The organism is Anaerotruncus rubiinfantis (genome assembly GCF_900078395.1).
In the GTDB taxonomy this organism is placed as follows: Bacteria; Bacillota; Clostridia; order Oscillospirales; family Ruminococcaceae; genus Anaerotruncus; species Anaerotruncus rubiinfantis.
Genome location: NZ_FKLA01000007.1, coordinates 24,700 through 39,151 on the forward strand (window position 1 = coordinate 24,700; position 14,452 = coordinate 39,151).

Below are 14,452 nucleotides of genomic sequence, written 5' to 3' on the forward strand. Positions count from 1 at the left end.
GAAACACTGGGAGGTTTTTATATGATAAAATTGTACGACACCGGCGCGTATCTGGTCGGCGGCAAGCTGGTCCCGGACGATGCGCATGCCGCCGCCGCACTGCAGGCGGCGGGAAAATCCGCCGATAAGAACGCGGCGGCCGCCAAAACCATGGCGTACTCGATCCTGGAAGCGCACAACACAAGTGGGAATATGGACGCGCTCAAAATCAAGTTCGATGCGATGGCGTCCCACGACATCACCTATGTTGGCATCATCCAGACCGCCCGCGCGTCGGGCCTTGAGAAGTTCCCGCTCCCATATGTGCTCACCAACTGCCACAACAGCCTGTGCGCGGTCGGCGGCACCATCAACGAGGACGACCACATGTTCGGCCTTTCCGCCGCGAAGAAATACGGCGGAATCTTTGTCCCGCCGCACCAGGCGGTCATCCACCAGTATATGCGTGAAATGATGAGCGGCGGCGGCAAAATGATCCTTGGATCGGACAGCCACACCCGTTACGGTGCGCTCGGCACCATGGCGATCGGCGAGGGCGGCCCGGAACTGGTCAAACAGTTGCTCTGCCGCACCTACGACATCAGCCGCCCGCAGGTGGTGGCGGTCTGGCTTACTGGAAAGCCCCAGCCCGGCGTGGGCCCGCAGGATGTGGCGCTCGCCATCATTGGCGCGGTGTTCAAAAAGGGTTATGTCAAGAACAAGGTCATGGAATTTATCGGCGACGGCGTGGCCAACCTGAACGTCGATTACCGTATCGGCATCGACGTCATGACCACCGAGACCACCTGCCTTTCCTCCATCTGGAAGACCGACGGGCAGGTAAAGGACTATTTTGAGCTGCATGGCCGCCCGGAAGCGTTCAAGGAAATTTCCCCGGAGGACGGCGCCTATTACGACGGCGTGGTCTATGTGGACCTCTCGACCATCAAACCGATGATCGCCATGCCGTTCCATCCCTCGAACACCTATGAGATCGAAATGCTCAACGCAAATCTTGATGACATCCTGCATGAGGTTGAATTGGCCGGCAATCTCCAGCTCGACGCGCCCGGCATCAACTTCAGTCTGCGCGACAAGGTGAAGAACGGCCGCCTCATGGTCGACCAGGGCGTGATCGCAGGCTGCGCGGGCGGTACCTACGACAATCTCTGCGACGCGGCCGATATCCTCACCGGCCATTCGATTGGCGCGGACGAATTTGCCCTCTCGGTCTACCCGTCCAGCCAGCCGGTCATGATGGGCCTTGTTCAAAACGGCGCGATCGCCACACTTATGCAGGCAGGCGCGACCATCCGCACCGCTTTCTGCGGCCCCTGCTTCGGCGCGGGCGACGTCCCGGCCAACAACGGCTTCTCGATCCGCCATTCCACCCGCAATTTCCCGAACCGTGAGGGGTCGAAGCCCGGCGCGGGGCAGATCGCGTCGGTGGCGCTGATGGACGCGCGCTCGATTGCCGCGACCGCCCGCAATGGCGGCGCGCTTACCCCGGCAACCGACCTCGACTGCAATTTTGGCAAGCCGAAATATTTCTTTGACGCCGGAATCTACAAAAACCGTGTTTACGACGGATGGGGCAAGCCTCAGACAGAGCTGCCGCTCAAATTCGGCCCGAACATCGCCGACTGGCCGGAGATGTCCCCGCTCACCGAGCATCTTTTCCTCGATGTGGCGGCCTTCATCACCGATCCGGTCACCACGACCGACGAGCTGATCCCGTCCGGCGAGACCTCCTCCTACCGCTCCAACCCGATGAAGCTCGCGGAATTCACCCTTTCGCGCAAGGACCCGGCCTATGTCGAAAAGGCCAAGGAGTCCCAGAAATGGGAGAAGCTGCGCCTCGAGACCGGCAATGCCTTCAATGACAATTCTCCAACCTGCCCGATCCGGGTGATCCGGACGATCGAGGGATTCAAAGATGTTGACAGCTCGAAGATCGGCTCAGGATCGCTTGTCTATGCGGTAAAGCCCGGCGACGGTTCGGCGCGTGAACAGGCGGCGTCCTGCCAGAAGGTGCTTGGCGGCTGGGCCAATATTGCAAAGGAATACGCCACCAAGCGTTACCGTTCGAACCTCATCAACTGGGGCATGCTGCCGTTTTTGATCGACGGCGACCCGGTCTTTGCGAAATACGATTCGATCTTTATCCCGAACATCCGCCGCGCGGTGGAGGAGAAATGGGATGAGATCAAAGCTTATGCGCTCACGAAGGACGGCGTGAAGCCGTTTTCCATGACGCTGGGCCAGCTCACCGACGACGAGCGCGAGATCATCCTCTCGGGCTGTCTGATCAATTACTACCGCAATCAGAAATGACAGTCCGCCGGCTTGGCGGAGGAGATGGAACAGGGAATGTTTCACGCGATAAATGAAGCATACGGGAGGCGAATGGAATGCCCTGGTGTCCGAACTGCAAAACCGAATACCGAGCGGGTTTCACCGTCTGCGGCGACTGCGGTGCGAAGCTGGTGGAGGAAGCTCCGCCTGCCGGCCTCCCCCAAAAGGCGCTTTTGGAGATCCCGCAGCCCTGCCTGCTGGCGACCGTTGCGGACCATGTGGAACTGGGCATGCTGCTGGGGCTGCTCGAGGACGCGGGTATTCCGGCGGCTGTGCGGGACCACCATCCCGCTGGAAGCTACCTGCGCAGCTATATGGGCGCACTGACCTATGGACAGCAGGTCTATGTGGACACTTCGCAGCTCGAGGAGGCGAGAGGCCTGATGGAGGCATATCTCGCGAGGCCGGACGCCGCGTGGCAGGAGCCGGACACGGAACCGCCGGAGCAGGAGTCGGGAAAGCCGCTGCGCGCCCCAAGCCTGCGGTCATTTTGCTTCCGCCGCAATGTAATGCGGATCGGGATTCTGCTCTTTCTGCTGCCATTTGCCGCGGCGCTGGTCGGCACCTTCCTGCAGATCCTGTTTGGCTGACAAAATATAAAAGGGGCCGGCCTGTGAAAACAGGCCGGCCCCTTTTGGCGTTCTTGCGCGGATCAGGAAAATGCTCTATGATAGAGGGAAAAAGAAGCGATCAGGAGAAACGCGTAAGAGGAGGTAAAAATCATGGAATATAAAGTAAATGATCGGGAGCTGGATGCTGCAAAATTTCTTCCGTTTGTCAATCGGATATGGCCCGGGGAGTATGACGCGCAAAAAACACAGGCGGCGCTGTCAAAAACCCTGAACATCACGGCGAACGAGGGGGAGCGGCTCGTGGGCTGCCTGCGCATCCTTTCAGACGGCTATTTTTTCGGAACGATCACCGAACTGCTTGTCCTGCCGGAGTATCAAAAACACGGGATCGGTACCAGGCTGCTCCAACTTGCCAAAGAGAGCACCCCCACCATGCTCTATTTTGGTGCACAGCCGGGTGTGGAAGCGTTTTATGAAAAGAACGGCTGCAAAAGGAGCCTGCAATCCTACACCATCGCAAAAAGCGGCCGCGCTTAAGCTGCGGGGAAAGATGTGTCCATTCTCCCGCGGCGTCAGTGCCGCCACATGCAAGCTGGGCCGGCTTCGCATAAAAAAATCCCCGCGGAATAACCGCGGGGATTTGCTTTTAAAATCAGATGGTGCCGATTTCGATGGAGGTGATGGTCACGTCCTCGGACGGCTTGTTCTGCTCGTCGCGGGCGACGGCAGCGATCTTTTCAACCACGTCCTTGCCTTCGATGACCTGTCCGAAAACGGTGTCCTTAAAGTCATAGTTCGGGACGCCGCCGGCCTTGAGGTACTTGTCGACAACCTTCTCCGGGAAACCGCCGTCGAGCATCTCTTCGGCCAGTTCGTTAGTGATCGAGCTGTTCTGGACAATGTAGAACCGGCTGCCGTTGGCGTCGGGCACGCCGCCGTTATCCATAGCGACCGCACCGTTAAAGTGCCACAGGTTCAGGCTGTATTCGTCTTTGAACAGTTCTCCGTCAGCGCTCTCGCCGCCGGAGCCGTTCGCATCGGGATCACCGGTGGCGATACGGATGCTCGGAAGGACTTCATAGAAGCTCATGCCGTTGTAATAACCCTTTTCAGCCAGAGCGAGGAAGTTTTCGACCGCTTTGGGGGCTTCGTCAGGGAAGAGGACCATCTTGATATCACCCATGCTGGTTTTGATGGTGGCAGTCTTGGTTCCGGCCGCCGGGGTATTGAACTGCACCAGGGTGATTTCGGATTCATCAATCTTCACATTGTGGGCGACGATCTCCTCCGGGGTGGTGGGCATCGTGGTGGCTTCGGAACCGCCTTCCGCATCGGAAGCGGCGCTGGAAACAGGTTCAGCGTCATTGCCGCGTCCGCAGCCAAAAAGCATGGCCGACATCACAAGCACTGCGCACAAAAGCAGGGCAATTTTTTTCATAGGTTGTTACCTCCATGTATGATATACATAATTTGCGGGCGTAAAAATCCCGGGATAAAACGGCGGGAAGGGCAGCCTTTACGGGATGTCCCGCACATCTATCAAAGACATAGTGCAAAAAAAAGGGCAAATTATTTCACACTATTTACTTTTCATATTCTACCACAAAATCCTGCAAAATCAATCTTCCAATTGCTAATTCATAGTAAGTTTACGTTTTGTGCGAAAATTCGGGCGCGCGTGGGAAAATGGAAAGCGGCGCCGGTTTTTACCGGCGCCGCTTGATAATCAATTCATTGGACTGGTTGTTGATTCAATCCTTTTTGTTCCAGCGGTATAAAATCCTTTTTTGGACATGGTTTCCATTAGAGGATGAAGCGTTGTCCAGAACAGTTGCATTTGGTTTTGCCTATTGAAAATTTACCTGGTCATTGCTTTAAAGGTTTTACCGGAATTTGCGCTTTGGTTTGCCTGGGACTTTGCTTTTGAGCCTGCCATAAAAACTATTTCACGAGCTATGCTTTTGGAATTACCAGAAACGTAACAAGGAATTTTCGCTTTTAGGGATGACTGAAAAAGATCTGTCCTGGACAACGCTTTCGGGTAGCCAATAAAACATGGGTCGGTTGGTTTCTCGCCAGGGTTTTCCGGTTGCACGCATTTGGACGTTGCTCCGCTTGGATTTTCAAGGAACGAATCGGTTTCGGGTTTACCAGGACTCTGTCTCATCTTGCAGGTGACAGCCAAAAATACATTCGCTGCGGTAACTGTCACAGCTTTGGGCTTCTTTACGCCCAATGTGTTTTGTCCGTCCTTTTGCATGGTTTTGAGAGAACTGGGGAGCGGTGACCGTTTGAGCCGCCGCCCCATCTATCTATTCGATTGTGCTGGTCGGTTCATTTGTATCCATCCGGTTTCCCAGATCCTTCACGCGACCTGATACGCCGTATGTGGGATGCCGCCCGGCTCGGCCTGTTTTGCGGAAATAATCGAAAAATTCGTTTTATGATTGGAGACTGCGATCACAGATTGTTTGCCTTGCCTGGAATGTTAACCATCTGAGTGATGGATCATCTTCCTTTCGGTTTTTATTGCACCTGTCACGTGCATCAATCCCAATATTGGACAAAACAAGAAACGCATTACAAGAAATGCCGTTCAACGAGTCAATATACAGCTTGCGCTGATAGTGGCAGAAACTGTGATCTGATCGTCCGAAATAATGTTCCAGCCTAAAACAGTTTTACCGGCGCACAGTCCCTCGATACAAATGAGAAACTGTGATTTTCATCGTACATTGGAACCACCGCCTTTCCTGTCAATTTCTTTTCTTCTGGATCTCTCCTTCTGTGTTTTTATTATATGCAAATCGTTGTAAAATGTCAATAGTAAAATTAAACAATTTACAGAAAATACATACAAAACATATAAAGATCCAGATCGATTGACATTTTGCCGGGGATGCATTATCATAATACTGTAAAGAACGCTTTTCTCATCAAAAGGGCATATTGCCTGTGAAAAGGAGCACAATGATATGGCGCAGGATTTCGGGGACGATCTGTTGACTCTGGTCGATGACGACGGTCAGGAGCATGAGTTTCAGATTGTGGATACGCTGGAGCATGACGACGATCGGTATGTGGCGCTGGTGGCCACTTATGACGATCCGGACGCGGAACTGCAGGACGATGGGGAACTGGTGATTCTCAAATCGGTCTATGAAGGGGACGAAGAGTTCCTGGAAGCGATTGAGGACGAAGCCGAGTTCGATGAAATCGCCGCAATCTTTATGGAGCGTCTGGAAGATCAGTTTGACTTCACCGAGGACGAGGAGCCCTCTTAAAAAAACTACCACTCCCTGCTGTACACGACAGCTTCGCCCTTTATACTCCGATAACTGTATAACGGGAGTCCATATTCCGCAGCGGATTGCAGACCTCCCCGGCAACGGGACGAAGGGAGCAGGAACCTGTGGAGCGGACGTACCCACCTTGTCATAAGACGGGGTTTGCAGCCGGCGGGGCATCGATATGGCGGGGTCACACAGAAATGGAAAGCGGCCTGTCCCTTTATGGGGCAGGCCGCTTCTGCGTTTTCGGCTAAATTTGCAGCAGCGCCCGCGCGACATGCGCCGCGATGAGGTATCCGGCCACCGGAGGCACAAAAGCGATGCTACCGGGCGGATGTCGGCCGTTGTTGTCTCCGGGCGCGACCGCGGCCAGCGGCTGCTCGCGCGAATAGCAGACGGTGAGGCTGGTGATCCCGCGCTTTCGCAGCTCGCGGCGCATGACCCGCGCAAGCCCGCAGCCGCAGCCGTTGGCTGTTTCAGCAAGGTCGCCGATGCAGAGCTTGCCGGGATCGAGACGGTTGCCGGTGCCCAGGCAGGAGACGAGCGGCACCCCGCGCGCGGCGCATTCCTGCGCGAGATGAAGTTTGGCGGTGACCGTGTCGATCGCGTCCACCACATAATCGGGCTGCCAGTCGAAGAGGAAGGCGCTGTTTTCGGGCAGGTAAAACTGGGCGGCGAAGGTGAAGTCGCCGTCCGGGTTGATGGCGCGCAGCCGTTTTTCGGCGGCCTGCGCTTTGGGCAGGCCGACCACGTCGCGGGTGGCGACGAGCTGACGGTTGAGGTTTGTGAGATCGACTGTGTCGTGGTCGACGAGCAGCAGGTGGCCGACCCCGGTGCGGCAGAGCGCCTCCATCGCCGCCGAGCCGACCCCACCCAGCCCGACGACGGCGACCCGCGCGGCGGCGAGCTTTTCAAGGCCCTGCGCGCCGACCCGCGCGGCGGCGAGCTTTTCAAGGCCCTGCGCGCCGACGAGCAGCCCGGTGCGGGCGAGCCAGCTATTTTCTTTTTCCATTATATGGATTCCTTTCGTCGGAGAGGCCAAGAATGTAATCGGCTGTGGTTTGGTACAGCAGGACCAGATTTTTCACATGCCGCATCGGAAGGTCCACCTCTCCGGTTTCGTAGCGGCGATACATCTGCCGTTTGATGCCAAGATAGTTTGCCACATCTTCCTGCGTTTTGTCACTGTCTTCGCGCAGCGCGCGAAGACGTTCGAAACACTCCATAAAATTCCCCCTCTGCTCTCAGATCATAGCATGAAACGCAAATGTAGCATTGACAAAGAAACATATTTGTGCCATAATGCGAGATGAAAGAAACAAATATGTAGCACGGAGGGCAAAAAATGGACAAAATTTTGAACCGCACCGACCTTTCTGAAATCAGCTTGTTCCTTCTGACCGGCTGCGAAGCGGTTGGGCCGCTCCCGCGCGAGGAGGAGATCGAAAGCCTCCTGCGGATGCTTTTGGAAAAGCTGCGCACGACCGGGGACGAAGATGCTGTTGACAGCGTCTTTGGACAGATCGGCACACTGGAAATGATCTATTTTGAATCGGGCGTGCGCGCGGGCGCTTCCCTTGCTTCCGCCGTTCTGCTCGGCAGGTGAAATGCGCGTTGCGTCGCGCCCGCTTTCGCGCGTTTCGCCGCGTGCACGGGAATCAAGCGGCCTCGCCGCTTGAGAATCACTGGCGCGTTTCGCCGCGCCCCACGAGTCCATTTCTTGCTCGCCCAAGAAATGGACAAAAGAAGGCGCTCAAGGGGCTAGCCGCCCCTTGAGAAACCCCGCGGACGCCTTGCCAAAACTTGCGCCGTAAGCGCTCCCAACACACGGTCAGCTCAAGACTGATGGTAACGCTTCGCGCTCCCAGGTTGCTGCCGGGTTATGGGTTTGCTGTATTTTCTAATCGGCTTGTCCGCTTTGCGCGAAGCGCGCGGCCGCAACGGTTGCGGCCGCCCGTCCCGCGCGTCATTGCGAAGCGCGCGCGGCGCACTTCGTCTTGCCTGAGCAGATTGCGCGCGATCTTTGCCGTAGGCAACGAAATCGCGCGTAGGGGGTCGCGGGGGACTCCCCGCGTGTCTTCTTTCGTCCATTTCTTGGACAGGCAAGAAATGGACCCCGGGCGCTCGGAGGGCGCAATATCCCGGGCGCTCGGAGGGCGCAATATCCCGGGCGCTCGGAGGGCGCAATATCCCAGGCGCTCGGAGGGCGCAATATCCCGGGCGCTCGGAGGGCGCAATATCCCAGGCGCGCAAAGAGCGCAAATCGTGCGCGCGGCGAAACGCGCAATTACCATCCGCTCACATGCCCGCGGCGGATCGCTCCGTATATACGTTTTGTAATACCTGGGTGAGTTTTCTCCATTTGGGATAAAAATTCCTTGGTCCATTGCCGCTCGGTGCAGCCGTCCACCGGACATTTGCTCTTGACCACCGGGAGCCCGGCCCGGTTGACCGCGTTGCGGATTTCCCGCTCCGGCGCAAAAATCAGCGGACGGATCATGGTGATATCCTTGCGGGAAAGGTAGGTCACCGGCGAAAAACAGCCGACCCGGCCTTCGTTGAAAAGATTCATTAAAAAGGTTTCGACCGCGTCGTCGAAATGATGCCCGAGCGCGAGCTTCTGACAGGAGAGTTCCTTGACCGTGTCATGCAGCACGCCGCGGCGCATCCGGGCGCACAGGCTGCATGGGTTCGACTCCTGCCGCTGGTCAAAAATGATCTGTCCAATCTGGGTGCGTTTGATCACATACTCCACGCCAAGGGAATCGCAAAGCGCCTGGATAGGCGAATAATCGGTGTTCACACCGTCGAAATTGTTGTCGAGGGTGATGGCCTTGAGGGTAAAATCGATGCCGATAAACCGGCGCACGCCAGCCAGCGCCGCCAGGAGCGCGACCGAATCCTTGCCGCCGGAAACGCCGACGGCAACTGCGTCACCGTCGGCGATCATCTGATATTCTGTTATGGCGCGCCGGACATATCCCATGATTTGCTGCATAAACTACTTTTGCTCCTTTTCCTTCGCGGAGGATTCCTCCTGCGCGGGGATGCGTTCGGCGCGGATGCGTGCAATGCGCCGGTCTTCGACCAGCAGGACGGTGAACTGTACGCCGCCGATGGTGACCGATGGATGTTCATCCGGGGCGGGAATGCGTTCGAGCTGTTCGGTGAGCAGGCCGCCGATCGTATCATATTCGGATTCTTCCTCTTCGAGCGTCGTGTCAAAGAGGCGTTCCACCTCGTCAATGCCTACGGTCCCGTCGATCGAATAGCAGCCTTCTGAAAGCTTGGAGATTTCCTCCTCCTCGTCGTCGTATTCGTCCTGGATGTTGCCGACGATCGATTCGAGCAGATCCTCCATCGAAACGATGCCCGCTGTGCCGCCGTATTCATCCACCGCGACGGCGACCTGTACCTTCTGCTGTTTGAACTGGGTGAACAGATTGACGCAATCCATGTTTTCCGGGACAAAATAGGCGGAACGCATATACTTCTGCACGTCGAAGCCGGTGTCGTGCTTGCCGATGAGACAGAGCAGGTCCTTGACGTAAACAATGCCGATGATGTCGTCGATGTCGTCATCATAGACCGGGATGCGCGAATAGCCGGTGTCGATCGCGATGGCGGAAAGCTCGTCAAGCGTAACCGTCTTTGGTACGGCGACCATATCGGTGCGGTGGGTCATCACCTCCGAAATGCTGCGGTCGTCGAACTCGAAAATGTTATTGATCATATCCTTTTCACTCTGTTCGATCGCGCCCTTTTCCTTGCCGACATCGACCATCAGGCGGATTTCCTCCTCGGTGACCTCGTCCGGCTCCTCCTCGGCGCGCACGCCGAACAGGGCGGCAAGCCCCGAAGCGATCGCGCTGTTGAGCGCGACAAAGGGACGCATCAGCAGCGCGGCGGCGCGGCAGAAGCCTGCCAGCGCGAACGCGACAGGCTGTGGATAGCGGCAGGCGATGCGGTAGGGCAGCAGCAGACAGAGGACATTGAGCGTGAAGATGACCAGGATACAGCCCGCGGCGGCCGCGGGATAGAAAAAGCCTGGCCCGCCCTTTGCGGCCAGGGCAAAAATGAACGGCATGGCAAGATAGAAAAACGCAAGCACGCTGCTGACAACGGTACAGGAAAAACCGGCGAGCTTGAGCCCTTCGAGGAAGGCGGCGGGCTTTTCAAGCAGCTTCGAGATGAAGGTGGCCTTGCGGTCACCGGAAGCAGCCAGCTTTTTGATGCTCGAGTCCTTCAGCACAGTGAGCGCGGTGCGTCCGGCGGTGAGCAGGGCGTTGGCCAGCACAAGCAACAGGACTGCAATCAAAAAAGTTGTCGTATTACCGTCAGGGTCCATGAAATAATTCCTCCAAAAAATATGGTCGCATCCGCATAAATACAAGGATGATCGATATAAATATAATCATTTTTCGGGCTGCTGTCAATTTTTCGAGAAAATTCCACATAAGTTCAGGGAAAAGTCATAAACTATACGGATTTTTTATGTGGAGACTTATTTACAACCACCGCTAAAGATGGTAAAATCTATAAAGATAGGCTCCACAGGGGATTTTCCTTTTTGGAGGACCTCATTTGTACTCTTTATCAGTACCACTAATTTCTTAGGAGGAAGATAAAATGGCAAGAAAAATGAAAACCATGGATGGCAATAATGCCGCCGCTTACGCCTCATACGCGTTTACGGATCTGGCTGCCATCTACCCGATTACCCCTTCGTCGGTAATGGCGGAAGTCACCGATGAATGGTCGACCCAGGGCCAGAAGAACATCTTCGGCCAGACGGTCAAGGTAGTCGAGATGCAGTCCGAGGCGGGCGCCGCGGGCACCGTCCACGGCTCGCTGGCAGCCGGCGCGCTGACCACCACCTACACCGCTTCCCAGGGCCTGCTGCTGATGATCCCGAATATGTACAAAATGGCCGGTGAGCTGTTGCCGGGTGTCATCGACGTTTCCGCCCGCTGCGTTGCTTCCCACGCGCTGAACATCTTCGGCGACCATTCCGACGTCTATGCCTGCCGCCAGACCGGTTTCGCAATGCTCTGCGAAAGCAGCGTGCAGGAGGTTATGGACCTGACCGCCGTCGCGCATATGTCCGCGATCAAAGGCCGCGTCCCGTTTGTCAATTTCTTTGATGGCTTCCGCACCTCCCACGAGCTGCAGAAGATCGAAGTCTGGGATTATAAAGATCTCGACGAGATGGTTGATCACGACGCGATCGACGCTTTCCGCAAACGCGCTCTGAATCCGGAGCATCCCGTCCTGCGCGGCTCCGCTCAGAACCCTGACATCTTCTTCCAGGCCCGCGAGGCTTGCAACCCCTACTATCTGGCGCTGCCGGCGATCGTCGAGGAGTACATGGACAAGGTCAATGCCAAGATCGGCACCAACTACGGCCTGTTCAACTACTACGGCGCCCCGGATGCGGAGCATGTCATCATCGCAATGGGTTCGGTCTGCGAGACCATCGATGAGACGGTCGACTTCCTGAATAAGAACGGCCAGAAGGTCGGTCTCATCAAAGTCCGCCTGTATCGTCCGTTTGTCAATGAGAAACTGGTTGCCGCCATCCCGGATTCGGTCAAGACCATCTCGGTTCTCGACCGCACCAAGGAGCCCGGCTCCAACGGCGAGCCGCTCTATCTCGATGTTGTCGCGGCCATCAAGGACACCAAGTTCGAAAAGGTTCCGGTTCTGCGCGGCCGTTACGGCCTCGGCTCCAAGGACACCACTCCGGACCAGATCATCGCCGTCTACGACAATGCCGCCGCGATGGGAAAAATGCAGTTCACCATCGGCATTGAGGACGATGTGACCGGTTATTCGCTCGAAGCCAAGAAGAACCCGAACACCGCTCCGGAAGGCACCACCGCCTGCAAATTCTGGGGTCTCGGTTCGGACGGCACCGTCGGCGCGAACAAAAACTCGATCAAGATCATCGGTGACCACACCGACATGTATGCGCAGGCTTACTTTGCATACGACTCGAAGAAATCCGGCGGCGTCACCGTTTCGCACCTGCGTTTCGGCCACACCCCGATCCATTCGACCTACCTCATCAACAAAGCGAACTTTGTCGCCTGCCACAACCCCTCCTATATCGACAAGTACGACATGGTTGAAGACCTGGTAGACGGCGGCACCTTCCTGCTCAACTGCCCGTGGAGCGGCGATGAGCTCGAGCAGCATATCCCCGGCAAGGTGAAGAAATTCATCGCCGACCACAATATCCAGTTCTACACCATCGATGGTATCGACATCGGCCGCAAGCTGGGACTCGGCACCCGCATCAACACCGTTCTGCAGTCCGCGTTCTTCAAGCTCGCGAAGATCATCCCCGAGGCGGATGCGATCCAGTATATGAAAGACGCGGCCACCAAGTCCTACGGACGCAAGGGTGAAAAGATCGTCAAGATGAACCATGACGCGATCGACGAAGGCGCGAAAGCCGTTGTCAAGGTCGAAGTCCCGGCCTCCTGGAAGAACGCCACCGACGACAGCACCGTTGCGGTTGCCACCGGCGACCGCAAGGACCTGGTTGATTTCGTCAACGACATCCTCATCCCGGCGAACGCACAGCGCGGCGACAAGCTGCCGGTCTCCGTCTTCAAGGGCCGCGAGGACGGCACCTTCCCGCAGGGCTCCGCTGCTTACGAGAAACGCGGCATCGCCGTCGATGTCCCGTCCTGGCAGCCTGAAAACTGCATCCAGTGCAACTTCTGCTCTTATGTCTGCCCGCACGCTGTTATCCGCCCGGCGGTCATGACTGCCGAAGAAGCTGCCAAGGCTCCGGCCGGCACCAAGATGGTCGACATGACCGGTATGCCGGGCTATAAGTTCGCGATGACCGTTTCGGTTCTCGACTGCACCGGCTGCGGCTCCTGCGCGAACGTCTGCCCGGGCAAGAAGGGCGCCAAGGCGCTTGTTATGGAAAAACTCGACACCCAGCTCGCGCAGCAGGAAGTGTTCGCCTATGGACACGCGCTGCCGGTGAAGCCGGAAGTTGCCGAGAAGTTCAAAGAGACCACCGTCAAGGGCAGCCAGTTCAAACAGCCGCTGCTTGAATTCTCCGGCGCCTGCGCGGGCTGCGGCGAGACCCCTTACGCGAAGCTCGCAACCCAGCTGTTCGGTGACAGAATGTATATCGCGAACGCGACCGGATGCTCCTCCATCTGGGGCGGTTCCGCTCCGTCCACCCCGTACACCGTCAACAAGGACGGCCACGGCCCCGCTTGGGCGAACAGCCTCTTCGAGGACAACGCCGAGTATGGTTACGGCATGTATCTGGCTCAGGCCACGCTGCGCCAGCGCCTGATCGGCAAGGTCCTGGAGCTGTCCAAGGATGCTCCGGCAGACGTGAAAGCCGCTTGCGAAGCGTATCTGTCCACCGTCAACGACGGCGCGGCCAATGCCATTGCAACCAAGAACCTGATCGCAGCGCTCGAAGCCTGCGGCTGTGACGCCGGCAAGGAGATCCTCAAGGATAAAGAGTTCCTTGCGAAGAAGTCCAACTGGGTCCTCGGCGGCGACGGCTGGGCGTTCGATATCGGCTTCGGCGGACTCGACCATGTGATCGCTTCCGGCGAGGACGTCAACATCCTCTGCTTCAACACCGAGGTTTACTCCAACACGGGCGGCCAGTCCTCCAAGGCGACTCCGACCGGTGCGATCGCGCAGTTCGCGGCGGCCGGCAAAGAGGTCAAACAGAAGGATCTCGCCGCGATCGCCATGAGCTACGGTTACGTCTACGTCGCGCAGGTTGCGATGGGCGCTGACTATAACCAGTGCCTCAAGGCCTTCATCGAGGCGGAGAGCTATCACGGCCCGTCCCTGATCATCGCGTACGCGCCCTGCATCAACCACGGCATCCGCGGCGGTATGACCATCGCGCAGACCGAGATGAAACGTGCTGTTGAGGCTGGATACTGGCACAACTTCCGCTTTGATCCGCGCAACGTGGAAGCGGGCAAGAATCCGTTCATGCTCGACTCCAAGGCGCCGACCGCGGACTACAAGTCCTTCATCGAGAACGAGGTCCGCTACTCCTCGCTCCAGCGCCAGAATCCGGAGCGTGCGCAGGATCTGTTCGAGAGAGCGAGCAAATCCGCTGCCGACAAGTATGCGCATCTGGTCCGTCTCTCCAAGCTTTACGACGTCGAATAAGCAAAAGCGTATTTCTCCGCCCGCGGCAGTCGCCGCGGGCGGATTTCTTTTTTTCGGCCGTTTCCCGCCGCATATTTGAAGGCG

Annotated in this window: 12 protein-coding genes and 1 other RNA gene; 7 read left to right on the top strand and 6 right to left on the bottom strand. The window is 57.0% G+C overall.

The window, feature by feature from the left end; all coding sequences use genetic code 11:
• The first annotated feature begins 21 nt into the window (after nucleotides 1–21).
• The 3 genes from BN4275_RS01040 (at nucleotide 22) to BN4275_RS01050 (ending at nucleotide 3,443) form a co-directional block, all read left to right on the top strand.
• Nucleotides 22–2,313 (top strand): hydratase, encoded by a 2,292-nt coding sequence (locus BN4275_RS01040; protein ID WP_066452721.1) that lies wholly within the window; start codon nucleotides 22–24, stop codon nucleotides 2,311–2,313.
• Nucleotides 2,314–2,390: 77 nt separating this feature from the next.
• Nucleotides 2,391–2,924: a putative signal transducing protein gene (locus BN4275_RS01045; protein WP_066452725.1), complete on the top strand. Its 534-nt coding sequence runs from the start codon at nucleotides 2,391–2,393 to the stop codon at nucleotides 2,922–2,924.
• A 132-nt stretch (nucleotides 2,925–3,056) separates the two neighbouring features.
• Entirely contained in the window at nucleotides 3,057–3,443 is a 387-nt protein-coding gene (locus tag BN4275_RS01050) for a GNAT family N-acetyltransferase (RefSeq protein ID WP_066452728.1), read from the top strand.
• A gap of 115 nt (nucleotides 3,444–3,558) precedes the next feature.
• Here the strand turns inward: BN4275_RS01050 and BN4275_RS01055 are convergent, their stop codons facing one another.
• Nucleotides 3,559–4,344, bottom strand: a complete 786-nt coding sequence (locus BN4275_RS01055) for a peptidylprolyl isomerase (protein WP_202614978.1) — start codon at nucleotides 4,342–4,344, stop codon at nucleotides 3,559–3,561.
• A gap of 420 nt (nucleotides 4,345–4,764) precedes the next feature.
• A complete protein-coding gene (locus BN4275_RS17100) occupies nucleotides 4,765–5,118 on the bottom strand; it encodes a hypothetical protein (protein ID WP_161940165.1) in 354 nt (117 codons plus the stop codon).
• Nucleotides 5,119–5,881: 763 nt separating this feature from the next.
• Here BN4275_RS17100 and BN4275_RS01060 point away from each other — a divergent pair.
• Nucleotides 5,882–6,190, top strand: a complete 309-nt coding sequence (locus tag BN4275_RS01060; RefSeq protein ID WP_066452730.1) for a DUF1292 domain-containing protein — start codon at nucleotides 5,882–5,884, stop codon at nucleotides 6,188–6,190.
• A gap of 9 nt (nucleotides 6,191–6,199) precedes the next feature.
• A non-coding RNA gene (gene ssrS / locus BN4275_RS01065) (6S RNA) lies at nucleotides 6,200–6,391 on the top strand.
• A gap of 55 nt (nucleotides 6,392–6,446) precedes the next feature.
• On the opposite strand, the gene BN4275_RS01070 is transcribed toward ssrS, so the two are convergent.
• Nucleotides 6,447–7,238 (bottom strand): tRNA threonylcarbamoyladenosine dehydratase, encoded by a 792-nt coding sequence (locus tag BN4275_RS01070; RefSeq protein ID WP_242863527.1) that lies wholly within the window; start codon nucleotides 7,236–7,238, stop codon nucleotides 6,447–6,449.
• Nucleotides 7,192–7,422 carry a helix-turn-helix domain-containing protein gene (locus BN4275_RS01075; RefSeq protein ID WP_066452732.1) on the bottom strand — a complete coding sequence of 77 codons (231 nt, stop codon included), beginning with the start codon at nucleotides 7,420–7,422 and terminating at the stop codon, nucleotides 7,192–7,194. Before BN4275_RS01075 ends, BN4275_RS01070 begins: the two co-directional genes overlap by 47 nt.
• Nucleotides 7,423–7,541: 119 nt before the next feature.
• Here BN4275_RS01075 and BN4275_RS01080 point away from each other — a divergent pair, with 119 nt between their 5' ends.
• The gene (locus BN4275_RS01080) at nucleotides 7,542–7,802 is read left to right on the top strand and encodes a hypothetical protein (RefSeq protein ID WP_066452734.1); all 261 of its coding nucleotides are present in this window, start codon (nucleotides 7,542–7,544) and stop codon (nucleotides 7,800–7,802) included.
• 681 nt (nucleotides 7,803–8,483) lie between these two features.
• Here BN4275_RS01080 and BN4275_RS01085 read toward each other — a convergent pair.
• Together BN4275_RS01085 and BN4275_RS01090 are read right to left on the bottom strand one after the other, a co-directional pair.
• Nucleotides 8,484–9,194: a tRNA 2-thiocytidine biosynthesis TtcA family protein gene (locus BN4275_RS01085; RefSeq protein ID WP_066452737.1), complete on the bottom strand. Its 711-nt coding sequence runs from the start codon at nucleotides 9,192–9,194 to the stop codon at nucleotides 8,484–8,486.
• Nucleotides 9,195–9,197: 3 nt separating this feature from the next.
• Complete coding sequence (locus BN4275_RS01090) at nucleotides 9,198–10,544, bottom strand: hemolysin family protein (RefSeq protein WP_066452739.1); 1,347 nt, start codon at nucleotides 10,542–10,544, stop codon at nucleotides 9,198–9,200.
• A 281-nt stretch (nucleotides 10,545–10,825) separates the two neighbouring features.
• Here BN4275_RS01090 and nifJ point away from each other — a divergent pair, with 281 nt between their 5' ends.
• Nucleotides 10,826–14,368 carry a pyruvate:ferredoxin (flavodoxin) oxidoreductase gene (gene nifJ / locus BN4275_RS01095; RefSeq protein WP_066452742.1) on the top strand — a complete coding sequence of 1,181 codons (3,543 nt, stop codon included), beginning with the start codon at nucleotides 10,826–10,828 and terminating at the stop codon, nucleotides 14,366–14,368.
• The last annotated feature ends 84 nt before the right edge of the window (nucleotides 14,369–14,452 follow it).

Bases quoted from the DNA above. Each gene is read 5' to 3' on its own strand.
- BN4275_RS01040 (WP_066452721.1), top strand. From the start codon at position 22: ATGATAAAATTGTACGACACCGGCGCGTATCTGGTCGGCGGCAAGCTG.
- BN4275_RS01045 (WP_066452725.1), top strand. From the start codon at position 2,391: ATGCCCTGGTGTCCGAACTGCAAAACCGAATACCGAGCGGGTTTCACC.
- BN4275_RS01050 (WP_066452728.1), top strand. From the start codon at position 3,057: ATGGAATATAAAGTAAATGATCGGGAGCTGGATGCTGCAAAATTTCTT.
- BN4275_RS01055 (WP_202614978.1), bottom strand. From the start codon at position 4,344: ATGAAAAAAATTGCCCTGCTTTTGTGCGCAGTGCTTGTGATGTCGGCC.
- BN4275_RS01060 (WP_066452730.1), top strand. From the start codon at position 5,882: ATGGCGCAGGATTTCGGGGACGATCTGTTGACTCTGGTCGATGACGAC.
- BN4275_RS01075 (WP_066452732.1), bottom strand. From the start codon at position 7,422: ATGGAGTGTTTCGAACGTCTTCGCGCGCTGCGCGAAGACAGTGACAAA.
- BN4275_RS01080 (WP_066452734.1), top strand. From the start codon at position 7,542: ATGGACAAAATTTTGAACCGCACCGACCTTTCTGAAATCAGCTTGTTC.
- BN4275_RS01085 (WP_066452737.1), bottom strand. From the start codon at position 9,194: ATGCAGCAAATCATGGGATATGTCCGGCGCGCCATAACAGAATATCAG.
- BN4275_RS01090 (WP_066452739.1), bottom strand. From the start codon at position 10,544: ATGGACCCTGACGGTAATACGACAACTTTTTTGATTGCAGTCCTGTTG.
- nifJ (WP_066452742.1), top strand. From the start codon at position 10,826: ATGGCAAGAAAAATGAAAACCATGGATGGCAATAATGCCGCCGCTTAC.